We start from the raw sequence: 23232 nt of genomic DNA on the forward strand, positions 1-23232 counted from the left end.
GGGTGACGCCATGTTCGTCGGCTTCATCCTGGCGGCGGTCGCCGTCGTCGTGGTGGTGGCGGTCCTCGCCTCGGTGAGCGAGACCGGGCGCAACCGCCGTCGCCATGCGGGGCACTACACGGTCGCGAGCCACCGCCGGCACCACGGGGCCGCTGACGGCGGCTGGTGGGCCGGCGGGGGAGACAGCGGCAGCTCGTGCGGCGGAGGATCCTCCTCGTGCGGCGGATCCTCGTCATCGTGCGGCGGTGGCGGCGGTGGATGCGGCGGAGGCAGCTGACACGGGGCAGCCGAGCTCCGAACGGGGGATCGCATCCACGACCAGCGCCCGCCGGGCCCCGCCCGGCGGGCGCCTCGCGTTCCCGGGCGCCCCGGCGTACGCCGTCATCGTTCAGGCGTACGCCCTGGTTGAACAGTTGAGCAGTGAAGCCCTCTGAGGGATGGAAACCCTACGAAGTTGGGTAAAAGCGCTGTGGTGACGCCACAGTTCATGATTCCCTCTAAATCACCTACGCAGCCCCACGGACGTCCCTCGGACACCGTCCGCCGACCGGGCTGACCGGGCCGAACACCCGGTGCCTTCCGGGATGCACCGGACCCACACCGCCTTCTTTTGCGTGCTAGCGGAGCCGATCCATGCTCACGACCCTGAAGACCTCCTACACCGACACGCGCGCGGCCGACCTCGCCTGGTGCCTCGGGCGCGAGCCGCTCCCGGCACTGGCCACCCTCGACCTCCGACTCGCCGGAGCGAGACTGCAGTTGAGACTCCTGGGCGCCTCGCACCAGGTACTGCTGGAGGAGAACGAGGTCAACTGCTCCGAGACGGTGGCGTGCATCCCCGGCAGCAGCACCCCGCTGCCGCTCGGCGTCGCCAAGCGGGTGGGCGACTGGGAGTACGAGTTCGCCGCCCGCGTGGAGGTGCTCTCCCCGGGCTCCTTCGCGGGCCGCGCCCAGGAGTTGCTGGCCCTGGTCTCCGACCACCCCAACGGCCTCGCGGGCGTCTTCCCCGGCAGTCCGCACGCCTTCACCGCCCTGCTCGCCCAGCGCCACGAGGGCCAGGTCCACTGGCGCACCTGGCACGCCTACCCGCAGGACGGCCAACTGGTCGCCACCCGCACCCGCGTGGGCGTCCGGGAGCCGGTCCCGGCCGGGTGACGGGGCCGGGACGAAACGTCCCTCGGCCGCCGCGCCGCCACTTCCACACGTGTGGGTGACGAAGCGTGCCCGAGGCGTGACGTAACGTCGCAGTCGTGATCGATCCGCACGCCCCGGCCCCGCCCGGCGCCCCGCTCTCGTGGCGCGGGTCCGCGCGGCTGCCCGTCCGGCCGGGCACCGGGCGCTTCCTGGTCCTGGCGTGCGTCTTCGTCTGCGCGGCCTGCGGGCTGGTCTACGAGCTCCAACTCGTCGCGTTCGCCTCGTATCTGATGGGTGATTCGGTCACCCAGGCGTCCGTCGTGCTGTCCGTCATGGTCTTCGCGATGGGCATCGGCTCCCTCGCCGCCAAACGCCTGCGCCCGCGCGCCGCCGCCGGGTTCGGGGCGATCGAGGCGGTCCTCGCGCTCGTCGGCGGATGCAGCGCAATGGCGCTGTACGCGGTGTTCGCCTGGACCGGCGCCTGGGGCGGACTGTGGGCGGGCGGCCCGCGCGCCCTGCTGGTCGCCTTCTCGCTGGCCACCGGCATCCTCATCGGCGCCGAAGTCCCCCTCCTGATGGAGCTGATACAGCGCATCCGCCGCCAGGACGCGGGCGGCGCCGTCGCCGACCTGTTCGCCGCCGACTACGTGGGCGCCCTCGTCGGCGGCCTCGCCTTCCCGTTCCTGCTGCTGCCCGCGCTGGGCCAGTTGACCAGCGCGATGCTCACCGGCGCGGTCAACGTCGTCGTCGGCGGCGCCCTCGTCCTCGGCCTGTTCCACCGCGACCTCACCCGCCGCGGCCGCTGGCTGCTGATCGCCGCCAACCTGACCGTGCTCGGCGTGCTCGCCGCCGCCGCCGTCCTCGTCGACGACTTCGAACGCGCCGCCCGCCAGGCGGTCTACGGACCCGATGTGCGCGTGGCCCTCCAGACGGGCGTCCAGGAGATCGTGCTCACCGGAGGCACCGGGGGACGGCCCCTGGACCTCTTCCTGGACGGCCGCCTGCGGGTCAGCGGCCATGACGAACGCCGCTACCACGAGGCGCTGGTCCACCCCGCGATGAACGGCCCGCACGCACGCGTCGTCGTCCTCGGCGGCGGTGACGGCCTCGCCGCCCGCGAGGTGCTGCGCCACCCCGGCGTGGTCCGCCTGGACATCGTCGAGATCGACGCCGGCCTGATCCGCCTCGCCCGCAACGACCCGGCCCTCGCCGCCCTCAACGGCCGGGTGTACGCCGACCCGCGCGTCCACGTCAGCACCGCCGACGCCTTCGGCTGGCTGCGCGCGGCGCCCCCGGCCGCGTACGACGTGGTCGTCGCCGATCTGCCCGACCCCGGCATCACGGCCAGCACCAAGCTGTACTCGCAGGAGTTCTACGGCCTGGCCCGCCGCGCCCTCGACGACGGCGGCCGGCTCGTCGTGCACGCCGGACCGGTCACCACCCGCCCCCGCGCCTACTGGACGGTGGAGGCCACCCTGCGCGCCGCGGGCCTGGCCACCTCCCCCTATCTGGTCGACGGACGCGCCGCCGGTTTCGCCGCCGGCCCCGACCGCACCGCCGAGTCCGCCCGCCCCCCGCACGACTGGGGCTTCCTCCTCGCCGCCCCCGGCGAACCGCCCGCCCTGCGCGTCACCGGCACCCCCCGCACCCTCACCGCCGCCGACCTCGCCGAGGGCGCCCTGGCCGCCGAGCGCACCCGCGTTGCCGACGCCCCGGTGTCCACCCTGGTGCACCCGCGGTACTGAGCGCACGACGGCGGCCCGCCCCCGCCCCGAGGGGCAGGAGGCGGGCCGCCGGGTCCCCCACCGGCGATGGCTCAGACCACGTTGAGGGTGGTGTAGGACGCCACCTTCCAGCCGCGGGTGTTGTTGACCTTGAGCTGGTACTTGCCGCTGACGCGCTTGAAGTTCAGCACGTGCTGCTCGCCGATGTAGGCGACCTTGCCGGAGCCCTCGTCCACCAGGAAGTTCTTGCTGGCGAACCCGAGCGTCTTCTTGCCCGCCTTGCCGTCCACGGTCAGACCGGCGCCGTAGCGGTTGAACAGCTTCTGCAGCTGCTTGACGGCGTAGGTGGTGTTCGGGCCGTACTTGCCGTCGATGTCGGCGTAGTCGAACGCGGTGCCGTTCGACTCCTTCACGCCCTCGGCCCACAGGATCTGCTGGAGCATCGCCGTCGCGTTGCTCTTGCTGTAGCTGGTCTGCGACAGCGTGCCCTCGTCGGTCCAGTCGTCCTGCACCGCGCCGGTCCCGGAGACGAAGCCCTGGGAGGTGCTGGCGGCGGCGGGCACGGCGGTCAGCCCGATCCCGCCGGCCAGAGCGGCGGCGACGGTGAGCGCGGCGGCCTTCGTACGCAGAGACATGTGCGTGATTCCCCTCTTCGGTCGGCCGCGAGCCGGGGTCCCCCGTCGGTTCCCCGTGTCGCTCGCGGCCTCGGCGGCTGCGGTCCGTCCCCCACGGTCCGTCCCCCGTGCCGCCGTCGTGCCACCGACGCTACGGCCGCCGCCGCGCCTCGCTCATCCCGCACCGGGTGGATTCCGCCGCCAACCCGTGCGGTAGCCGCGCGGTTCCTACAACTTTCGCGGTACGGCCACCAGTTGACGCCCGCGTCCCGACACCGGCGTTACGCTGCGGCGATGCGGACCCACCCCCTCGCCGCCGACGTCGTGATCGCGCTGGCGCTCACCACCGTCGCCCTGCTGCTCGGCACGGAGTCCGCCGCCCAGGGCTGGCCGGCGCTCGACCCGCTCGGCTGGACCCTCGTCGCCCTGGTCAACCTCCCCCTCGCCCTGCGCACCAAGGCCCCGGTGGCCGTCTGCCTGTTCTGCTTCGCCGCCAGCACCTGGTACACCACCGCCGGGTACTGGCCGGTGGTCAGCTCCCTCGGCCCCATGCTCGCCCTCTACACCGTCGCCTCCCTGCGGCCGCTGCGCGTCGCCCTCGCCTGCGCCGCCCTGCTCGCCGCGAACTGGATCTACGCCGGGCTGATCACCGACGGCTCGAACATGGCGTCCGTCGTCGCCCAGGCCGCCGGGTTCCCGCTGGTGCTGTGCCGGTTCGGCTGGAGCGCCCGGCGCACCGCCGAGCTCAACCGCCAACTCCGCGCCGAACAGGCCGAACGGGCCCGGCGCGAGGTCGCCGACGAACGCGTCCGCATCGCCCGCGAACTGCACGACGTCGTCGCCCACCACATGGCCGTCATCAACGTCCAGGCCGGCCTCGCCCGCTTCGTCTTCGACACCGACGCCGGCACCGCCCGCGAGGCCCTCGGCACCATCGCCGCCACCAGCGGCGAGGCCCTGGCCGAACTGCGCCGCATGCTCGGCCTGTTGCGCGCCGACGACACCCCCGCCGACAGCGCCGCCCCCGCCCCCGGCCTCGGCCAGCTCGCCGACATGGTCGCCCGCGTACGCTCCGGCGGCCTGGCCGTCACCCTCACCGTCACCGGCGAGCCCCGCCCCCTGCCGCCCGGCGTCCAGCTGTGCGCCTACCGGGTCGTCCAGGAAGCCCTCACCAACGTCATCAAACACGCCCCCGGCGCCCGCGCCGCCGTCGAACTCACCTACCGCCCCGGCACGCTGACCGTCTCGGTCGTCGACGACGGCCCCGGCGTCACCCTCCCCAGGGACACCGAGGGAAGAGGGCTCAGGCTCACCGGGAAAGGGGTGGATCCGGCCAGAATCCGGCCACAGGGCGGCCATGGCTTGATCGGCATGCGCGAGCGGGCCAAGCTCTACGGCGGGACGATCGTCGTCGGCCCGCGCCGCGAGGGTGGTTTTGGCGTGCTGCTGACCCTGCCGACGTCATCACAGGCCGCACGCCGGGGAGACGCCGACCGACAGTGATCAGAGTGCTCGTGGTGGACGACCAGTTCCTCGTCCGCAGCGGACTGGTCGCGCTGCTGCGCGCCGCCCCCGGCATGGAGGTCGTCGGCGAGGCCGCCGACGGCGCCGAGGCCGTCTCCCTGGCGGCCGCCACCCGCCCCGACGTCATCCTGATGGACATCCGGCTGCCCGGCATGACCGGCATCGAGGCGACGGAACGCATCCTCGCCGACGCCACCGACCCGGCCCCGCGTGTCCTGATCCTCACCACCTTCGACCTCGACGAGTACGTCTACGACGCCCTGCGCGCCGGCGCCTGCGGCTTCCTGCTCAAGGACGCGGGCCCCGAACGCCTGCTCGCCGCCGTCACCGCCGTCCACGGCGGCGACGCCCTGTTCGCGCCCGCCGTCACCCGGCGCCTGGTGGAGGCGTACACCGGCCGCGCCACCCTGCGCTCCGGCACCGAACCGCCGCCCGGCCTGGAGGCGTTGACCGGCCGCGAGGCCGAGGTGCTCCGCCTGGTCGCCCGGGGCCTGACCAACGCCGAGGCCGCCGAGCGCCTGTTCATCAGCGAGGCCACCGTCAAGACCCACCTCAACCGCACCATGACCAAGCTGGGCCTCACCAGCCGGGCCCAGGCGGTGGTCGTCGCCTACGAGACGGGGCTCGTCACTCCGGGCGAGGCGGGCGAGTGATCCGGCCGTGCCGGGGGTGATCCGGGCCCGCAGGGGAGGGTGTTTTCGGCCCGCATCTGGGTATTCTCCGACCTCATGGAGCATGAGGTGCACGTCCCGGTTTCCTCGCAGCGGGTGCGGGCTGCGCTGGCCGACCCCGCAACGGTCGCCCGAGCGGTGCCCGGGCTCCAGCAGGAGGAGGGCGCCGACCCGATCGCGGGCCGCCTGAAGGTCCGGATCGGCAACACGACGATCACCTACCGGGGCACGGCCGTCCTCACACCCCGCGAGGACGGCACCTGCACCGTCGAGGGCGACGGGGCCGAGGCCCGCGGCACGGGCTCCGTTAAGTTCGCGCTCACCCTCCGCCTCCGGGACACCGAGGAAGGCTGCACCCTCGCCTTCGAGGGCACGGCGACGGCGGACGGCCGCGTGACGGACTTCCCGCCCGACACGGTGACGGCGGCGATCACCCGCCTGCTGAACCGTTTCGCGGAGAACCTGGCGACGGAGGAGCCGGCCGAGGGGAAGCCGGCTGGGCAGGAGCCCGCCGAGGAAAAGCTGGCCGAGCAGGAGCCCGCCGAGGGGAAGCCGGCCGAGCAGGAGCCCGTAGAGGAGAAGCCGGCCGAGGAGGCGCCGGCGTCCGTCTTCGAGACGGAGGTCCCGCCCCCCGCCCTGGACCCCCTCGCCGACGACGTGGACGAGACCCCCTCCGAACCCCTCTCCGAAGCGGCCCACGCCCGCCGCACGATGATCGGCCGCAGCGCGGAGGAAGTGGACCACGCCCCGCCGCGTGGGCGTTACGCCCCGGTCCCGGCCCCGCAGACGACGAGCCCGGCCACGACACTGCGCTGGGCGGCACCGGCGGCGGCCCTGGTGGTGGCGTCCGTGATCGTCGCGGGACGGGCACTGCGCAGACGCCGGTAAGGGCTCGGACCGCCCGCAGCCGCCGTGATTCAGCCACCGCCCCCCACCCTCGCGATGCCCCCAGTAGGGTCACCCCGTGAGTAACGAAGACATCACGCTGACCGCAGGCGACGCGCGACTGACGGTGACCCCCCGCAACGGCGGCCGCCTGAGCAGCCTCGAAGTCGCCGGCGGAGAACTGCTCCGCCAAGGGGACCGCTACGGCTGCTTCCCGATGGTCCCCTGGTGCGGCCGCACCCGAGACGGCCGCTTCCTGAACGGAGGCGTCGAGCACCGCCTGCCCCTCAACGCCCCGCCGAACGCCATCCACGGCACGGCCCGCGACGGCGTCTGGCAGGTCGCCCGCGTCACCGGCGACGAGGCGGTGATCACGTACGACCTGGTGGACCCCTGGCCCTACCCCGGCCGCGTCACCCAGGCCGTCACCCTCACCCCGCACTCGGTGACCCTCACCATGTCCGTCGAGACGTACGACGACTCCTATCCGGCCCAGATCGGCTGGCACCCCTGGTTCAACCGGACCCTGGACAGCACCGGCGTGACGCTGTCCTTCGACCCGGCGTGGCAGGAGGAGCGCGGCGCGGACCACCTGCCCACCGGCCACCGCGTCGACCCCAAGCCGGGCCCCTGGGACGACTGCTTCGGCATGCCCGGCGGCGTCGACGTCACCCTCACCTGGCCCGGACTCCTGGAACTGAAGATCACCAGTCCCGAGCAGTGGGTGGTGATCTACGACGAGCAGCAGGAAGCGGTCTGCGTCGAACCCCAGACCGGCCCGCCCGACGGCCTGAACACCGCCCCGCGCCTGGTCACGCCCCTGGAGCCGCTGGAGGCCACGACGACCTGGAGCTGGACCCGGCTCTAAGCTGTCAGGCATGACGGAAGTACGTGCGGCGCTGCTGCAGCAGATCAAGGACAAGGCCGTGGTGCACGGCAAGGTGACCCTCTCCTCGGGTCTGGAGGCCGACTACTACGTCGACCTGCGCCGCATCACCCTGGACGGCGAGGCCGCCCCGCTGGTCGGCCAGGTGCTCCTCGACCTGACCGCCGACCTGGACTTCGACGCCGTCGGCGGTCTCACCATGGGCGCCGACCCGGTCGCCGCCGCGATGCTGCACGCGGCCGCCGCCCGCGGCAGGCGCCTGGACGCGTTCGTCGTCCGCAAGGCCGCCAAGGCGCACGGCCTCCAGCGCCGCGTCGAGGGCCCGGACATCAAGGGCCGCCGCGTGCTGGTCGTCGAGGACACCTCCACCACCGGCGGCTCCCCGCTGACCGCCGTCGAGGCCGTGCGCGAGGCCGGAGCCGAGGTCGTGGCCGTCGCCACGATCGTCGACCGCGCGACCGGAGCCGCGGAGAAGATCGAGGCCGGCGCGGGGGTGCCGTACCGCTTCGCGTACTCCAAGGACGAGCTCGGTCTGGACTGACCGTTCCTACTCGCCGGTACCGACCGCCCTGCGGACCACACCTGGACCTCCGGGCCAAGTCTGGAAAGATGGGGCCGACGACGGCGTCGAACCCAGGTTCCAGGTCAGGGACGTAAGCACCAACAACGCCCACCCGCACATACAAGGAGCGGACAGATGCCCATCGCAACCCCCGAGGTCTACAACGAGATGCTCGACCGGGCGAAGGCAGGCAAGTTCGCCTACCCGGCCATCAACGTCACCTCGTCGCAGACGCTGCACGCGGCCCTGCGCGGCTTCGCCGAGGCCGAGAGCGACGGCATCATCCAGATCTCCACGGGCGGCGCGGAGTTCCTGGGCGGCCAGCACAACAAGGACATGGTCACCGGCGCGGTCGCGCTGGCCGAGTTCGCGCACATCGTCGCCAAGAAGTACGACGTGACGGTCGCCCTGCACACCGACCACTGCCCGAAGGACAAGCTCGACGGCTACGTCCGTCCGCTGCTCGCCATCTCCGAGGAGCGCGTGGCCCGCGGCGAGAACCCGCTGTTCCAGTCCCACATGTGGGACGGCTCCGCGGAGACCCTCGCCGACAACCTGTCCATCGCGCAGGAGCTGCTGGAGCGCGCCCGCGCCGCCAAGATCATCCTTGAGGTCGAGATCACCCCGACCGGCGGCGAGGAGGACGGCGTCACCCACGAGATCAACGACGAGCTGTACACCACCGTCGACGACGCGATCCGCACCGCCGAGGCCCTGGGCCTGGGCGAGAAGGGCCGCTACCTGCTCGCCGCGTCCTTCGGCAACGTCCACGGCGTGTACAAGCCGGGCAACGTCGTGCTCCGCCCCGAGCTGCTGAAGGAGCTGAACGACGGCGTCGCCGCCAAGTTCGGCAAGGCGTCCCCGTTCGACTTCGTCTTCCACGGCGGCTCCGGCTCCACCGAGCAGGAGATCGCCACCGCGCTGGAGAACGGCGTGGTGAAGATGAACATCGACACCGACACCCAGTACGCCTTCACCCGTCCGGTCGCCGGCCACATGTTCGCCAACTACGACGGCGTCCTGAAGGTCGACGGCGAGGTCGGCAACAAGAAGGCATACGACCCGCGCACCTGGGGCAAGCTGGCCGAGGCGTCGATGGCCGCCCGCGTCGTCGAGGCATGCGCGAACCTGCGCTCCACGGGTACGAAGATCAAGTAACCCGCGCAGTGCCCTGCGAGCCCGGTGCCTCGGCGCCGGGCTCGCTGTTTACTGGGCCCATGAGCGATGTCCGGCTGGCCTCGCCGCAGGGCCGGGGGATCCTGCTGACCACGATCCTGGGCTCCAGCATGGCCCTGCTGGACTCGACGGTCGTCAATGTGGCGCTGCCCGCCATGGGCCGTGACCTCGACGCCGGTCTCGCCGCCCTCCAGTGGACGGTCAACGCCTACCTGCTCACGCTGGCCGGGCTGATCCTGCTCGGGGGCTCCCTGGGCGACCGGTACGGCCGCCGCAGGGTGTTCCTGATCGGCGTCGTCTGGTTCGCCGCGGCCTCGCTGCTGTGCGGGCTCGCGCCGAACGCGGGGGTGCTGATCGCCGCGCGGGCGTTGCAGGGCGTGGGCGGCGCGCTTCTGACGCCGGGGTCGCTGGCCCTGATCCAGGCATCGTTCCATCCCGACGACCGGGGCCGCGCGGTGGGCCTGTGGTCGGGGTTCGGCGGCATCGGCGCGGCCGTCGGGCCGTTCCTGGGCGGCTGGCTGGTGGACGGCCCCGGCTGGCGGTGGGTGTTCCTGCTGAACGTGCCGCTGGCCCTGCTGTGCGTGCCGGTCGCCCTGCGGCATGTGCCCGAGTCCGGCGACGGCGGCGAGCACGGCCGCTTCGACGTGCTGGGCGCCCTGCTGGGGGCGGCCTCCCTGGCCCTGGTGACGTACGCGCTGATCGAGGCCGACTGGATCACGGCGGCGCTCGGCGTGGCCCTCGGCGTCGCCTTCGTCCTGGTCGAGAAGCGCCGGCCCGACCCGATGATGCCGCTCGGGATCTTCGCCTCCCGCCAGTTCACGGCGGTCAATCTGGTCACGCTGTGCGTGTACGCGGCCTTCGGCGGGTTCTTCTTCCTCTCGGTCATCCAGCTCCAGGTGGTGGTGGGCTGGTCGGCCCTCCAGGCCGGTACGGCACTGCTGCCGACGACCGTGCTGATGCTGCTGCTCTCCGCGCGCTCCGGTGAGCTGGGGGAGCGGATCGGGCCGCGGATCCCGCTCACCGTGGGGCCGCTGCTGTGCGCGGCGGGGATGCTGCTGATGCTGCGGGTGGACAGGGGCGCCTCCTATGTCGCCGACGTCCTGCCCGCCATGCTGGTCCTCGGCCTCGGCATGGTCACCCTCGTCGCCCCGCTCACCGCGACCGTCCTGGCCTCCGTGGACGTCAGCCGGGCGGGGCTGGCCAGCGGCATCAACAACGCCGCCGCCCGTGCGGCCGGCCTGGTCGCGGTGGCCGCGTTGCCGCTGCTCGCGGGGATGGGGGAGGAGGCGTACCGGTCGCCGGGGGCGTTCGACGGGGCGTTCGGGCGGTCGATGTGGATCTGTGCGGGGACGCTCGCGCTGGGGGCGGGCGTTGCCTTCGCGACCGTACGGACGCTGCCGCCGGGGTGCCGCAGGCCGGAGTGCCGCAGCCATGGGTCCGTCGCGGTGCCGCCGCTGGAGGGGGAGCCGGTGAAGGGGCGGATCGCCTAGGGACGGGGGTGCCGGGGCGCGTGCGCGGCTGCGGGCTGTCGTGGGCTCGTCGCGCAGTTCCCCGCGCCGCTTGAGGGACGTGCCGTCCCCGTCGGCCGTTGCGCGCCCCACGCCCCACCACCCCTCCCCCTCCCGGATGTACCAGACTGGCCCCATGACGATTCACGAGAACCTTCTCGGGGGACCGCCCCCGACCCACCTCCCCGACGACCCGGAGCCCCGCGAGCTGCTGGCGGGCGGCACCCCGGCCGCGGACGTCGCCGCGAAGTACCCGACGTCGTCGCTGGCCTGGGCGCGGCTGGCCGACGAGGCGTTCGAGCGGGGCAGCGTCGTGGAGTCGTACGCCTACGCCCGTACCGGCTACCACCGCGGGCTGGACGCGCTGCGCCGCAACGGGTGGAAGGGCCACGGGCCGGTGCCGTGGGAGCACGAGCCCAACCGCGGGTTCCTGCGGGCGCTGCACGCTCTGGCCCGCGCGGCCGGGGCGATCGGGGAGCAGGAGGAGTACGAGCGCTGCTCGCAGTTCCTGAAGGACTCCTCGCCGACGGCGGCCCAGACCCTCGGCTGACCTGGGAAGACACGTGAGGCCCGGCCGAATGTTCGGGCGGGCCTTGCGAGGTCCGGGTGGGATTGCGGAGGATGCGGGTGGGGACCGGGGCCCCCGTGCCGGCATCGGCAGGGGCGGACCGCTACCCGGAGTACATTTCAGGAGACAGCGATGTCCCATGAGGCTCACGACATGCAGGAGCCCGAGACCCCGCATCTCGACTTCGAAGGCACGACGCCGTACGAGGACTACGTCAAGGCGGACGTGCTCACCCACCTCCAGCACACCCTCTCCGACGATCCCGGAGAGATGGTCTTCCTGGTCACGACCCAGGTGATGGAGCTGTGGTTCACCGTCATCGTGCACGAGTGGGAGACCGCCGCCCGCGCCCTGCGCCGCGACGACGTGCCGACCGCGCTGGACGCGCTGAAACGTTCCGTGCGGGAGCTGGAGGCCCTCAACGCCTCCTGGAAGCCGCTCGCGCACCTCACGCCGGCCCAGTTCAACTCCTACCGCGGCGCCCTCGGCGAGGGTTCCGGCTTCCAGTCGGCCATGTACCGGCGGATGGAGTTCCTGCTCGGCGAGAAGTCGGCGTCCATGCTCGTCCCGCACCGCGGCGCACCCCGCGTCCACGCCGAGCTGGAGAAGGCGCTGCACGAGCCCAGCCTGTACGACGAGGTGCTGCGGTTCCTCGCCAGGCGCGGCCACGCCGTGCCGTCCTCCGTGCTCTCCCGTGACGTCTCCCGGCGCTACGAGCCCTCCGACGAGGTCGAGGCCGTGTGGACGGCCGTCTACGGCGGCGACCCGGGCGACGAGACGGCCCGGCTCGGCGAGGCCCTGACCGACGTCGCCGAGCTGGTCTGGCGCTGGCGCAACGACCACCTGGTGGCCACCCGGCGCGCGATGGGCGCCAAGCAGGGCACCGGCGGTTCGGCCGGGGTGGCCTGGCTGGAGAAGCGCGCCCGCAAGAACGTCTTCCCGGAGCTGTGGACGGCGAGGTCCCATGTCTGAGCTGAGGACGCGCGCGCAGAAGCTGGACTCCGTCGACGAACTCGCCGGCAAGCGCGGCGAGTTCGTGCTCGACGAGGTGGTCTACCTGGACGGCAACTCGCTGGGCGCGCTGCCCGCCGCCGTCCCCGGCCGGGTCGCGGACGTGGTGCGGCGGCAGTGGGGCGAGCTGCGCATCCGCTCCTGGGAGGAGAGCGGCTGGTGGACCGCGCCGGAGCGGATCGGCGACCGGATCGCCCCGCTGGTCGGTGCGGCGGCCGGGCAGATCGTGGTCGGCGACTCCACCAGTGTCAACGTCTTCAAGGCACTGGTGGCGGCCGTGCGGATGGCGGGCGAGGACCGGGACGAGATCCTGGTCGACGCCACCACCTTCCCCACCGACGGCTACATAGCCGAGTCGGCCGCCCGGCTGACGGGCCGCACCCTGCGCCCGGTCGCCCCGGCCGAGGTCCCGTCGGCGCTGGGCGCGCGCACGGCCGCGGTGCTGCTCAACCACGTCGACTACCGCACCGGCCGCCTCCACGACCTGCCGTCCCTCACGGCGGCGATCCGTGACGCGGGCGCGGTGTCGGTCTGGGACCTGTGCCACAGCGCGGGCGCGCTGCCGGTCGGCCTGGACGAGCACGGTGTGGACCTGGCCGTCGGCTGCACCTACAAGTACCTCAACGGCGGCCCGGGTTCACCGGCGTACCTGTACGTCCGCCGCGACCTCCAGGACCGCTTCGACTCCCCGCTGCCCGGCTGGAACTCGCACGCCGAGCCGTTCGGGATGCGGCCGTCCTACGAGGCGGCGCCGGGCGCCCTGCGGGGGCGCGTCGGCACGCCGGACATCCTCTCCATGCTCGCCCTGGAGGCGGCCCTGGAGGTGTGGGACGGGGTGTCGGTGGACGCCGTGCGCGCCAAGTCCCTCGCCCTGACGGACTTCTTCCTGGAGTGCGTGCGGGAGTACGTGCCCGCGGGCCGCGTCGAGTCCCTGACGCCGGCCGCCCACGCCGAGCGCGGCAGCCAGGTCGCGCTGCGCTGCGACGACGCGGGCGAGGTGATGCGCCGGCTCATCGGGCGGGGCGTGGTCGGCGACTTCCGCGCACCCGATGTGCTGCGCTTCGGCTTCACGCCGCTGTACGTGGGGTTCGCGGACGTGGAGCGGGCGGCGCGGGTGCTGGGCGAGGTGCTCAGCCCCCGGTGACGTACACCCCCGCCGCGGCCGCCTCGTACGCCGCCCGTGCGGCGCGGTCCGCGGCGGGGGCGTCCGGGGCGGTGCCGGTGGTCAGCAGCTGGTAGTACAGCGGCGCCGACACGGCCCGCACGACCGCCCCCGCGTCCGTGCCCGGCGGCACCTCGCCGCGGGCCACGCCCTGTTCGACGCACGGCGCCCACTCCGCGACCCGCACCTCGTAGAAGCGGGCGAGGGCCTGGGCCGTGCGGGCGTCGCAGGTGGCCGCCGCGATGACCGCGCGGAACAGGGCGCCCTGCCGGGCGTCGGCCAGGGTGCGCCGCACCAGGGCCGCGTTGGCCCGCAGGTCGCCGAGCAGGGAGCCGGTCTCCTCGCGGGGCAGCGACTGCTCGGCCATGTCGGCGAGGAGATCGGCGACCAGCCCGGTCACCGAGCCCCAGCGCCGGTACACGGTCGTCTTGCCGACCTCGGCCCGCCGGGCGACGTCCGCCAGGTCGAGGTGCGCGAAGCCGTGCTCGGCCAGGACGTCACCGGCCGCGCGCAGCACGGCCGACCGCACACGCGCGGTACGCCCTCCGGGACGCACGGTGCCGGGTTCGGCGGACATGGGCGACCTCCTCGTACGGCTCCCATACAGGAGCGATGCTGCTGTGCAGCGTAACGAAACAGCAGAACCGTTTAACCCTCACCGTGCGTGACATCCCCGTGTCCGCGCACGTCACCGGCCTGATACCGTCCCCGCCAACGGCCGGTAATTCCCACCTGGTCCTTTCTCACCCGGTCCGCCAAATCCGTATCAGCGCTGAGAGGTTGGAGCATGCCGGACGACGCCGCAGCAGCACGGGCCGCCGCCGAGGAGGAGTCGGCGTTCTCGCACCCGCCCGTCGACCCCGACGTCACCGCCGCGTACGGCGACCACCCCGACCAGGTGATCGACTTCTACGCCCCGCGCGCCGAGGGCGGCCCCGGCGGCGGCCTCGCCCCGCTGGTCGTCGTCCTGCACGGCGGCGCCTGGCGGGCACCGTACGACCGCGCGCACATCAGCCCCTTCGCGGACTTCCTGGCCCGCCGCGGCTTCGCGGTGGCGAGCGTGGAGTACCGGCGCGGGTCCGAGGGGGAGGGCGCGCCCGTCGCCGGCCGCTGGCCGGACACCTTCGACGACGTCGCCGCCGCGCTGGACGCGCTGCCGGGCCTCGTCGCCGGGGCGCTGCCGCAGGCCGACCCGCGCCGCACGGTGGTCACCGGGCACTCCGCGGGCGGCCACCTCGCCCTGTGGTCGGCCGCCCGGCACCTGCTGCCCGCCGACGCCCCCTGGCGCACCGACCGTCCCGCACCCCTGCGCGGTGTCGTCGCCCTCGCGCCCATCGCCGACTTCGCGGTCGCCGACAAGCTCGACGTCTGCGGCGGCGCGGCCCGTGAACTGCTGGGCGGGTACGAGACGTTCGCGCAGCGCCGGCCCTACGCCGACCCCGCCCTGCTGCTGCCCACGGGCATCGCCACCACCCTCGTCCAGGGCCGCGAGGACGTGGACGTGCCGCAGGCCGTCGCCGAGTCGTACGCCGACGCGGCGGCGAAGGCGGGCGAGGTGGTCGGGCTGACGCTCCTCGAGGACGTCGGCCACTTCCCGCTCATCGACCCGGCGGCGGACGCCTGCGCGGTGGTGGCGGAGGAGATCGCGCAGCTGGCGTGGTGAGGGGCCGTAGTACTTCAGACGGACCCGGCAGGACCCTTCTCGCTGGGGACGACGGCGACCGGCGTGCGGGCCTACCGTTCGCTGTGTGACCGAGACGACCACCCACACCAGCGGCGGCGGGACCCGGGGGACCGCGCCGGAGACCTCGTACGAGCCCTACACCCCGCGCAGCCCCGAGGCGCGGGCGGCGATGGACGCCCTGCGGGGCATGCGGCAGGACCTGATCCACGACGCCTTCGCCTACCGGCCGCTGGCCCCCATGCCGGTGGACGGCCCCCTCACCGGGCGGCTGAGCGGGCGGCTGCGGGAGTACGCGGTGTGGACGCGGCACGCGCTGGTGGCGGGCACCGGCCTGCTGGCCATGCTGGCGTCCTGGGCGGACGACGGCGGCGAGATGACGGGCCTGGTCTTCGGGCTGCTGGCCCTGGCCCCGGTGCTGGTGACGCTGGTCCGGCCGGTCGGCGCGTTCTGGCTGTCGCTGGCCTGCTCGTCGGTGGTCGCCGCCGTGGGCAGCTCCTGGGAGCTGTGGCCGTGGACCGTGGGCGGCTTCCTCTCCCACCTGACCGTGCTGACGGTCGTCGCGATACGCACCCGTCCGCGCACCGCGGCGTGGATGTGGCTGCTGACGGCCGCCTTCGGCTTCGCCGCCGAGACCTCCCTGGGCGGGTTCCACTACGGCACCAACGTCGGCCCGATGCTGATGGTCTCCGCGTTCGTGCTGCTCGCCGTCACCGTCTGGCACATCCGGCGGGACGCCGCCCAGGAGGTCACCGCCCAGCAGACGGTGACCGAGCAGGAGCGGTCCCGGCGCACCCTGCTGGAGGAGCGCACCACCATCGCGCGCGAACTGCACGACGTGGTCGCCCACCACATGTCGGTCGTCGCCATCCAGGCCGAGGCCGCCCCCTACCGCGTGGAGAACCCGCCGCCGGAGCTGGAGCGGGCCTTCGCGACCATCCGCGAGAACGCCGTCGCCGCCCTCACCGAACTGCGCCGCGTCCTGGGCGTCGTACGGGCCGAGGACTACGAGGCACCGGACGCCCCGCAGCCGACCCTCGCCGACCTGGACGCGCTGCTCGCCAATGTGCGCGACGCGGGCCTGGAGGTGGACAAGGCGGTCACCGGCGCGGCCCGTGAACTCCCGCAGGGCGTCGAGCTGTCGGCGTACCGGATCGTGCAGGAGGCGCTGAGCAACGTCCTGCGCCACGCGCCGGGCGCCTCGGCCCGCGTGGAGATCGGCCATGTCATCGGCGGCCTGGGCCTGCGCGTGGTGAACGGGGCGCCGCCGCGGCCGCGGCTGGTGAAACCCTCGCCCGGCGCCGGGCACGGCATCACCGGCATGCGCGAGCGGGTCACCATGCTGGGCGGCGAGATGACGACGGGCGCGACCGCCGAGGGCGGCTACGAGGTGACGGTGTTCCTGCCGGTCGCCGCCGCACCGGCCGGTGAGGGCGGGCCGGGGGCATGACCATCCGTGTGCTGATCGCCGACGACCAGATGATGGTGCGCGAGGGCTTCTCCGTCCTCCTGGGCGCGATGCCCGGCATCGAGGTCGTCGGCGAGGCGGTCAACGGCCGTGACGCCGTGACCAAGGTCCGTGAACTGGCCCCCGACGTCGTCCTGATGGACATCCGCATGCCCGAGCTGAACGGCATCGAGGCCACCCGCGAGATCGTGGCGGCGGACGCCATGGCGAAGGTCCTGGTCCTGACCACCTTCGACCTGGACGAGTACGTGTACCAGGCGCTGCGCGCCGGAGCGTCGGGCTTCCTGCTCAAGGACGCCTCCGCCCGCCAACTGGCCGACGGCGTACGGGTGGTGGCCTCGGGCGAGGCCCTGCTGGCCCCCTCCGTCACCAAGCGTCTGATCAGCGAGTTCGCCAAGCTGTCGCAGACCCCGCGCCCCACGGTGGGCGTACCGGCGGCCTACGGTGACCTCACCGAGCGCGAGACGGAGGTGCTGGTCCTGATCGCCCAGGGCCTGTCGAACGCCGAGATCGCGCAGCGCCTGGTGGTCGCCGAGTCCACGATCAAGACCCACGTCAGCCGCGTCCTGGTGAAGCTGGGCCTGCGCGACCGCACCCAGGCGGCGGTGTTCGCGTACGAGGCCCGCCTGGTGACGCCGGGCTGAGCGGCGACGCGGCACCACCCCCTGGTCAGACGCCCTCCCCGCGCGTTAGCGTCCGTGCATGTCAGGCACCAGCGACCTCGCCTTCGACCCGTGGGACACCGCGTTCCTCGGGGACCCGTACCCCGCCTACGCCGAGCTGCGGGAGAGGGGCCGGGTGCTGTACTACGCGCCCACGAACCAGTGGCTGGTGCCGCACCACGCCGATGTGTCGGCGCTGCTGCGGGACCGGCGGCTGGGGCGCACGTACCAGCACCGCTTCACCCACGAGGACTTCGGACGGACCGCGCCCCCGCCGGAGCACGAGCCGTTCCACACCCTCAACGACCACGGGATGCTGGACCTGGAGCCGCCGGACCACACCCGGATCCGGCGGCTGGTGTCGAAGGCGTTCACCCCGCGCACGGTGGAGCGGCTGAAGCCGTACGTCGACCAGCTGGCCGCCGACCTGGTGGAGCGGCTGGTCCAGCGGGGCGGCGGCGACCTGCTCGCCGACGTCGCCGAACCGCTGCCCGTCGCCGTCATCGCCGAGATGCTCGGCATCCCGGAGGCGGACCGGGCGCCGCTGCGGCCCTGGTCGGCGGACATCTGCGGGATGTACGAGCTCAACCCGTCCGAGGAGGCCGCGCGCAGGGCCGTACGGGCGTCCGTCGAGTTCTCCGACTACCTGCGCGAGCTGATCGCCGCCCGCCGGAAGGAACCCGGCGAGGACCTGATCTCCGGGCTCATCGCGGCGCACGACGAGGGCGACCGGCTCACCGAGCAGGAGATGATCTCCACCTGCGTCCTGCTCCTGAACGCCGGGCACGAGGCCACGGTGAACGCCACCGTGAACGGCTGGTACGCCCTGTTCCGCAACCCCGCCCAGCTCGCCGCCCTCCGCGCCGACCACTCCCTGGTCCCCGGCGCGATCGAGGAGCTGATGCGCTACGACACCCCGCTCCAGCTCTTCGAGCGCTGGGTGCTGGACGACATCGAGATCGACGGCACCGTCGTCCCCCGCGGCGCCGAGCTCGCCCTCCTCTTCGGCTCCGCCAACCACGACCCGGCCGTCTTCACCGACCCCGGCCGCCTCGACCTCACCCGCAAGGACAACCCCCACATCTCCTTCAGCGCCGGCATCCACTACTGCATCGGCGCCCCCCTGGCCCGCCTCGAACTGGCCGCGTCCATGCGCGTCCTCCTCGAACGCGCCCCCACCCTGCGCCTGACCACCGAACCCCACCGCAAGCCGAACTTCGTCATCCGGGGCCTGGAGGGCCTGGACGTCGAACTGGCCTGATCACCACGACGGCGGGAGAGCCGCCCACCGGCGGGAGCGGGGCGTGGGGGGCGCGGCGCAGCCCGGCGCTTACGCGGTCACCAGCAGACAGCAAGGCACCAACCTGCCGAGCCCCGGACCCGCGCCGGGCTCGCCGCGCCCCCCACGCCCCCGACCCACCCCCGGCCTGGGCGCACCCCCGGCCTGAGCGCACCCCGCCCCAGCGCACCGCCCGCCCCAGGCGCACCCCCCGAAAACGTCACCCAGGCAGCACCAGCCCCAGCGCCCCCACCCGCACCGTCCACGTCCGCCGCCGCACCGGCCCCCACACCCCCGCATCGGCCCGGTACCGAAAGTCCGCCCCGGTCACCGTCACCCGCCCCCCCACCGCCCGCAGCGGAGCGACCTCCGCCCCCACGGACAGCGGCCGCACCTCCACCGCCGCACACCCCGAGCCCGGCGTCACGGACACCTCCCGCACCGGCTGGTCCAGATCCACCAGCGTCGCCCCGTCGACCTCCACGCGCAGCCGCGAGGGCCCGGCCGGCGGCACCGAGACCGACGGCACCCGGACCGGCCGAGCGGCACCCAGCGTCCGCACCAGCGTCCGCGCCGACCGCAGCCAGGGCACCCGGCCCCCCGTACGGTCCCCGACCCCCGTCGCCCCGTTCACCGCCGCCGGCACCCCCACCGACAGCACCGGAGGAATCCGCAACGCCCCCAGCACCACCCCGTCGCTGTCGTCGACGAGCAGATCCAGCCGCCGCTCCACCCCGTCCAGCACCGCCCGCGCCGCCGCCACCGCCCCCGTGGGCACCCCCAGCGACCCCGCCAGCGACAGCATCGCCCCCACCGGCACCACCGACAGCGCACACTCACCGAGCGCCCGCTGCCGGTGCAGCAGCGACACCGCCCGCACCAGCGCCCGGTCGTCGCCGACCACCACCGGCCGCCGCGACCCGCGACGCGCCAGCGCGCGAGCGAATTCGTCCGGGCCGTCCGGCAGGCACACCTTGGTCGCCGCACCCGCGCTGAGCACGTCTTTCGCGATCCGTACGGCCTCTCCGTCCATCCTCCGAGCGGCTGGATCGATCACCACGAGCAGCTGATCGGATGTCGCGAAAGTCGCCACCTCGGCCATGCCTCGCTTCCTCGGGTAGCATCTTTGTGCAAGAGCCCCTTGCGCTATTGCGCCAGGGGCTTCGTCTATTCCGGGGCATCCGGTCCGACGGGTTGCGGCCGACGAAGGTCGCCGGTGTACGACGCACAAGCCGTGCCGCGTACGCCTCTGACCTTGGACATGCCCCGCCCGGAAGGGGTGTACGCGCGTGCCCGCACTTGTGCTGCTCGGTGCTCAGTGGGGTGACGAGGGTAAAGGAAAGGCCACCGACCTGCTCGGTGGATCGGTCGACTACGTGGTCCGATACCAGGGCGGCAACAACGCCGGCCACACGGTCGTCGTAGGAGACCAGAAGTACGCCCTCCACCTTCTTCCCTCCGGCATCCTCTCCCCCGGATGCACCCCGGTCATCGGCAACGGCGTCGTCGTCGACCCCTCGGTCCTGCTCTCCGAGCTGAGCGGGCTGAACGAGCGCGGCGTCGACACGTCCAAGCTCCTCATCAGCGGCAACGCGCACATCATCACGCCGTACAACGTCACCGTCGACAAGGTGACGGAACGCTTCCTCGGAAAGCGCAAGATCGGCACCACCGGCCGCGGCATCGGCCCGACGTACGCGGACAAGATCAACCGTGTCGGCATCCGCGTGCAGGACCTGTACGACGAGTCGATCCTCCAGCAGAAGGTCGAGGCGGCGCTCGACGTCAAGAACCAGCTGCTGACCAAGCTGTACAACCGCCGCGCGATCGCGGTGGACCAGGTGGTCGAGGAGCTGCTGGGCTACGCCGAGCAGATCAAGCCGTACGTCGCGGACACGGTGCTGATCCTGAACCAGGCGCTGGAGGACGACAAGGTCGTGCTCTTCGAGGGCGGCCAGGGCACGCTGCTGGACATCGACCACGGCACGTACCCGTTCGTCACGTCCAGCAACCCGACCGCGGGCGGCGCCTGCACGGGCGCCGGCGTGGGCCCGACGAAGATCAGCCGGGTGATCGGCATCCTCAAGGCGTACACCACCCGCGTGGGCGCCGGCCCGTTCCCGACGGAGCTGTTCGACGAGGACGGCGAGGCGCTGCGCCGCATCGGCGGCGAGCGGGGCGTCACCACCGGCCGTGACCGCCGCTGCGGCTGGTTCGACGCGGTGATCGCCCGGTACGCCACCCGCGTCAACGGCCTCACCGACTTCTTCCTGACCAAGCTCGACGTCCTCACCGGCTGGGAGCAGATCCCGGTCTGTGTGGCGTACGAGATCGACGGCAAGCGGGTCGAGGAACTGCCGTACTCGCAGAGCGACTTCCACCACGCGAAGCCGATCTACGAGACGCTGCCGGGCTGGTCCGAGGACATCACCAAGGCGAAGTCCTTCTCCGACCTGCCGAAGAACGCGCAGAACTACGTCAAGGCGCTGGAGGAGATGTCCGGCGCCCCGATCTCCGCGATCGGCGTGGGTCCGGGCCGGGACGAGACGATCGAGATCAACTCGTTCATCTAGCGCCGGTCCGGCCGCAGCACAGACGGGCGCCCCCGGCAAGCGGGGGCGCCCGTTTCGTGGTCCAATCGGGCTATGCCGCTCCGTGAGGCGCCGTGCCTGGGCCCGTACGGCGGAGAGGTAGAGGGCACCGACTGCGGCGAGCGGGCCCGTTTCGAGGTCACCCGCTACCGCCGCCCCGCGCTGCATGTGTGCCCGGTCCATCTGGGCCCGGCGCTGCTCCTCGCCGACGGTGTGCTGTGGCCGCCGCAGATCCGGCTCATCGGATGATCCACGGCCCTGGGACGAGCGCGGGCGAACCTCGCGAACCGGGCATAGGGTGAGGTGCGTGGGGGCTCGCAGCGACCACGGAGAAGGTGACGGCGATGCGTCTGCTCGTGAAGGCGAACGTGGACACGGAGCGCAGCAACGAGTTGATCCACAACGGCAGGATGCCGGAGCTGATCAAGTCGACCCTGGAGCGGGTGAAGCCGGAAGCGGTCTACTTCGCGCCGCTGGACGGGCACCGGACGATGCTGATGGTCGTCGATCTGCCGGACAGCTCGAAGATCCCGCCGACCCTGGACGCGCTGTTCACCGACCTCAACGCCTACGTCGAGGTCACTCCGGTCATGAACCTGGAGGAGCTGCAGCGGGGCCTGGCCGAGCTGGCCGGCTGACGGCTCAGCTGAACACGATCATCGAGCCCTGCGCGAGGCTCCGCGTCGCCGCCGCGTGCAGCCCCAGCCAGACATGCCGTTCGCGGGCGAACGGACTGGGGTCGTACGGAGCGGGAACGGCCGGTTCCTCCAAGTCGGTGGGGCCGAGCGGAGGTTGGGGCGCGGCCGGGGGATTGGCCGGGTCGATGCCGATCGCCGGGGCGATCGACTCCAGCTCGCGCAGCAGCGCGTGGGAGGAGCCGAGCGGGCCGCCGCCGGCCAGCATCTCGTCGTCGGAGAGCGGGTGGGGGAAGTCGACGGGGACGTACGCGCCCGCGTGGTCGTAGTGCCACACCAGGTGCGACTGCTGGGCCGTCGTCTCGAACATCTCCAGCAACTGCTCGTAGTCGCCGCCGAGTTCGTCCACCGGCGTCACCGGGAGCCCGCACATCTGGAGCAGATAGACGCGCCGCAGGAAGTGCAGCGCGTCGTAGTCGAAGCCGGCCACCGGGGCGACGTCGCCGGACAGCCCGGGCATGTACTGGTACACCGGCACCGGAGGGAGCCCGGCCTGGGTGAGCACGCGGTCGTATTGCGCGAGTTCCTCGGCGAAGGGGTTGTCCGGGGTGTGGCACAACACGTCGACGAGAGGTACCAGCCACAGGTCACAGGCCAAAGAAGGCTCCTCGGATAGCACGGCGCGGCGGTGCGGTCAGGGCAGCGTAATCGGTGCGGTGCACGGATGGTTCCCCGCCTGCGCGGGCTCAGTCCCCGGTCAGTTGCTCGATCAGCGCGAGCGAGTGCGCGTTGTACGCGGCGACCACCGCGCGCGCGGTGTCGGTGTCGCGCCGGGAGAGCGCGTCGACCAGGTCGGTGTGCCCGTCCCACAGCCGCCCGCGCAGGTCGGGCAGCAGCCGCAGCCGCTGCACCGCGCAGACCCAGGACTGCACACGCAGCCGGTGCAGGAAGTCGGCGAGGTAGACATTGCCGTACAGGCCGCTCAGCTCGCGCCAGAAGCGCAGGTCGTAGCCGATCAGCACGGTCAGGTCACCGGCGCGCGCGGCCCGCTGCGCCTCCTCGCCGCGCCGCCGCACCCCGGCCAGCGCGGTGGCCGTGCGCGGGTCGTCGGGGTCCCGGAAGCCGCGGTGGCCCTTGCCGAGGGCGTGGAACATGCCGTCCGTGACGAGGGTGCGGGCCTCGACGAGCCCGCGGAAGTCGGCGACCGAGTACTCCCGTACCCGGAACCCGCGGTGCTGGTCGGCCTCCAGCAGCCCCTGCGCGCTCAGGTCGACCAGCGCCTCGCGCACCGGGGTGGCCGAGACGCCGTACTGGTCGGCGATCTCCTTGACGGTGAACGCCTGCCCCGGCTGCAGCCGCCCCGCCAGCACCTCGTCCCGCAGCGCGTCCGCGATCTGCTGCCGCAGGGTGCTGCGCGTCACGGCCCCGTTGCCGCTGCTGCCGGGCATGGCTTCGCCTGTCTCCCTCGTCGCCTGGAGTCCGCGTGAAAGC

General features: G+C 73.1%; 25 protein-coding genes. 20 read left to right on the plus strand and 5 right to left on the minus strand.

The window, feature by feature from the left end:
• Positions 1–10 precede the first annotated feature (10 nt).
• The 3 genes from ACSU6M_RS18310 to ACSU6M_RS18320 all read left to right on the plus strand — a co-directional run bounded on the left by ACSU6M_RS18310 (position 11) and on the right by ACSU6M_RS18320 (position 2879).
• The gene (locus ACSU6M_RS18310) at positions 11–277 is read left to right on the plus strand and encodes a hypothetical protein (RefSeq protein ID WP_437070823.1); all 267 of its coding nucleotides are present in this window, start codon (positions 11–13) and stop codon (positions 275–277) included.
• 356 nt (positions 278–633) lie between these two features.
• Positions 634–1155 (plus strand): DUF2617 family protein, encoded by a 522-nt coding sequence (locus ACSU6M_RS18315; protein ID WP_437070824.1) that lies wholly within the window; start codon positions 634–636, stop codon positions 1153–1155.
• Between the two features lie 95 nt (positions 1156–1250).
• Positions 1251–2879: a polyamine aminopropyltransferase gene (locus ACSU6M_RS18320; protein WP_437070825.1), complete on the plus strand. Its 1629-nt coding sequence runs from the start codon at positions 1251–1253 to the stop codon at positions 2877–2879.
• 71 nt (positions 2880–2950) lie between these two features.
• Here the strand turns inward: ACSU6M_RS18320 and ACSU6M_RS18325 are convergent, their stop codons facing one another.
• Positions 2951–3493 (minus strand): peptidoglycan-binding domain-containing protein, encoded by a 543-nt coding sequence (locus ACSU6M_RS18325; protein ID WP_437070826.1) that lies wholly within the window; start codon positions 3491–3493, stop codon positions 2951–2953.
• 273 nt (positions 3494–3766) lie between these two features.
• On the opposite strand from ACSU6M_RS18325, the gene ACSU6M_RS18330 reads away from it, so the two are divergent.
• The 10 genes from ACSU6M_RS18330 to kynU all read left to right on the plus strand — a co-directional run bounded on the left by ACSU6M_RS18330 (position 3767) and on the right by kynU (position 13407).
• Positions 3767–4975 carry a sensor histidine kinase gene (locus ACSU6M_RS18330; protein ID WP_437070827.1) on the plus strand — a complete coding sequence of 403 codons (1209 nt, stop codon included), beginning with the start codon at positions 3767–3769 and terminating at the stop codon, positions 4973–4975.
• The gene (locus ACSU6M_RS18335; protein ID WP_437070828.1) at positions 4972–5649 is read left to right on the plus strand and encodes a response regulator; all 678 of its coding nucleotides are present in this window, start codon (positions 4972–4974) and stop codon (positions 5647–5649) included. Before ACSU6M_RS18330 ends, ACSU6M_RS18335 begins: the two co-directional genes overlap by 4 nt.
• Before the next feature lie 75 nt (positions 5650–5724).
• Complete coding sequence (locus ACSU6M_RS18340; RefSeq protein WP_437070829.1) at positions 5725–6555, plus strand: SRPBCC domain-containing protein; 831 nt, start codon at positions 5725–5727, stop codon at positions 6553–6555.
• Positions 6556–6631: 76 nt separating this feature from the next.
• The gene (locus tag ACSU6M_RS18345; RefSeq protein ID WP_437070830.1) at positions 6632–7420 is read left to right on the plus strand and encodes an aldose 1-epimerase; all 789 of its coding nucleotides are present in this window, start codon (positions 6632–6634) and stop codon (positions 7418–7420) included.
• Positions 7421–7430: 10 nt separating this feature from the next.
• Positions 7431–7979 (plus strand): orotate phosphoribosyltransferase, encoded by a 549-nt coding sequence (gene pyrE, locus ACSU6M_RS18350; RefSeq protein WP_437070831.1) that lies wholly within the window; start codon positions 7431–7433, stop codon positions 7977–7979.
• A 156-nt stretch (positions 7980–8135) separates the two neighbouring features.
• Positions 8136–9158 carry a class II fructose-bisphosphate aldolase gene (gene fbaA, locus ACSU6M_RS18355; protein ID WP_437070832.1) on the plus strand — a complete coding sequence of 341 codons (1023 nt, stop codon included), beginning with the start codon at positions 8136–8138 and terminating at the stop codon, positions 9156–9158.
• 59 nt (positions 9159–9217) lie between these two features.
• A complete protein-coding gene (locus ACSU6M_RS18360) occupies positions 9218–10666 on the plus strand; it encodes an MFS transporter (RefSeq protein WP_437070833.1) in 1449 nt (482 codons plus the stop codon).
• Between the two features lie 154 nt (positions 10667–10820).
• Positions 10821–11234: a DUF3151 domain-containing protein gene (locus tag ACSU6M_RS18365; RefSeq protein ID WP_437070834.1), complete on the plus strand. Its 414-nt coding sequence runs from the start codon at positions 10821–10823 to the stop codon at positions 11232–11234.
• Positions 11235–11384: 150 nt separating this feature from the next.
• Complete coding sequence (locus ACSU6M_RS18370) at positions 11385–12224, plus strand: tryptophan 2,3-dioxygenase family protein (protein WP_437070835.1); 840 nt, start codon at positions 11385–11387, stop codon at positions 12222–12224.
• Positions 12217–13407, plus strand: a complete 1191-nt coding sequence (kynU, locus tag ACSU6M_RS18375) for a kynureninase (RefSeq protein WP_437070836.1) — start codon at positions 12217–12219, stop codon at positions 13405–13407. The genes ACSU6M_RS18370 and kynU overlap by 8 nt, the downstream gene beginning before the upstream one ends.
• Here kynU and ACSU6M_RS18380 read toward each other — a convergent pair.
• Positions 13394–14002 (minus strand): TetR/AcrR family transcriptional regulator, encoded by a 609-nt coding sequence (locus ACSU6M_RS18380; RefSeq protein WP_437070837.1) that lies wholly within the window; start codon positions 14000–14002, stop codon positions 13394–13396. The genes kynU and ACSU6M_RS18380 overlap by 14 nt on opposite strands.
• Before the next feature lie 210 nt (positions 14003–14212).
• On the opposite strand from ACSU6M_RS18380, the gene ACSU6M_RS18385 reads away from it, so the two are divergent.
• From ACSU6M_RS18385 to ACSU6M_RS18400, 4 genes are all read left to right on the plus strand, one after another.
• Positions 14213–15088, plus strand: coding sequence for an alpha/beta hydrolase family protein (locus ACSU6M_RS18385; protein ID WP_437070838.1), 876 nt, complete (start codon positions 14213–14215; stop codon positions 15086–15088).
• An 85-nt stretch (positions 15089–15173) separates the two neighbouring features.
• Positions 15174–16556: a sensor histidine kinase gene (locus ACSU6M_RS18390; protein ID WP_437070839.1), complete on the plus strand. Its 1383-nt coding sequence runs from the start codon at positions 15174–15176 to the stop codon at positions 16554–16556.
• Entirely contained in the window at positions 16553–17218 is a 666-nt protein-coding gene (locus ACSU6M_RS18395) for a response regulator (RefSeq protein ID WP_437070840.1), read from the plus strand. The genes ACSU6M_RS18390 and ACSU6M_RS18395 overlap by 4 nt, the downstream gene beginning before the upstream one ends.
• Before the next feature lie 58 nt (positions 17219–17276).
• Positions 17277–18497, plus strand: coding sequence for a cytochrome P450 (locus ACSU6M_RS18400; protein ID WP_437070841.1), 1221 nt, complete (start codon positions 17277–17279; stop codon positions 18495–18497).
• 238 nt (positions 18498–18735) lie between these two features.
• On the opposite strand, the gene ACSU6M_RS18405 is transcribed toward ACSU6M_RS18400, so the two are convergent.
• The gene (locus ACSU6M_RS18405) at positions 18736–19617 is read right to left on the minus strand and encodes a diacylglycerol kinase (RefSeq protein ID WP_437070842.1); all 882 of its coding nucleotides are present in this window, start codon (positions 19615–19617) and stop codon (positions 18736–18738) included.
• 187 nt (positions 19618–19804) lie between these two features.
• On the opposite strand from ACSU6M_RS18405, the gene ACSU6M_RS18410 reads away from it, so the two are divergent.
• From ACSU6M_RS18410 to ACSU6M_RS18420, 3 genes are all read left to right on the plus strand, one after another.
• Positions 19805–21088: an adenylosuccinate synthase gene (locus ACSU6M_RS18410; RefSeq protein ID WP_437070843.1), complete on the plus strand. Its 1284-nt coding sequence runs from the start codon at positions 19805–19807 to the stop codon at positions 21086–21088.
• A gap of 72 nt (positions 21089–21160) precedes the next feature.
• A complete protein-coding gene (locus tag ACSU6M_RS18415; RefSeq protein ID WP_437070844.1) occupies positions 21161–21355 on the plus strand; it encodes a hypothetical protein in 195 nt (64 codons plus the stop codon).
• 95 nt (positions 21356–21450) lie between these two features.
• Positions 21451–21744 (plus strand): hypothetical protein, encoded by a 294-nt coding sequence (locus ACSU6M_RS18420; protein ID WP_437070845.1) that lies wholly within the window; start codon positions 21451–21453, stop codon positions 21742–21744.
• 4 nt (positions 21745–21748) lie between these two features.
• On the opposite strand, the gene ACSU6M_RS18425 is transcribed toward ACSU6M_RS18420, so the two are convergent.
• Together ACSU6M_RS18425 and ACSU6M_RS18430 are read right to left on the minus strand one after the other, a co-directional pair.
• Positions 21749–22399 (minus strand): hypothetical protein, encoded by a 651-nt coding sequence (locus ACSU6M_RS18425; RefSeq protein ID WP_437070846.1) that lies wholly within the window; start codon positions 22397–22399, stop codon positions 21749–21751.
• Between the two features lie 88 nt (positions 22400–22487).
• Positions 22488–23189 carry a GntR family transcriptional regulator gene (locus ACSU6M_RS18430; RefSeq protein ID WP_437070847.1) on the minus strand — a complete coding sequence of 234 codons (702 nt, stop codon included), beginning with the start codon at positions 23187–23189 and terminating at the stop codon, positions 22488–22490.
• Positions 23190–23232 lie beyond the last annotated feature (43 nt).

The sequence above is a fragment of the Streptomyces sp. enrichment culture genome (assembly GCF_964272895.1).
Classification (GTDB): Bacteria; Actinomycetota; Actinomycetes; order Streptomycetales; family Streptomycetaceae; genus Streptomyces.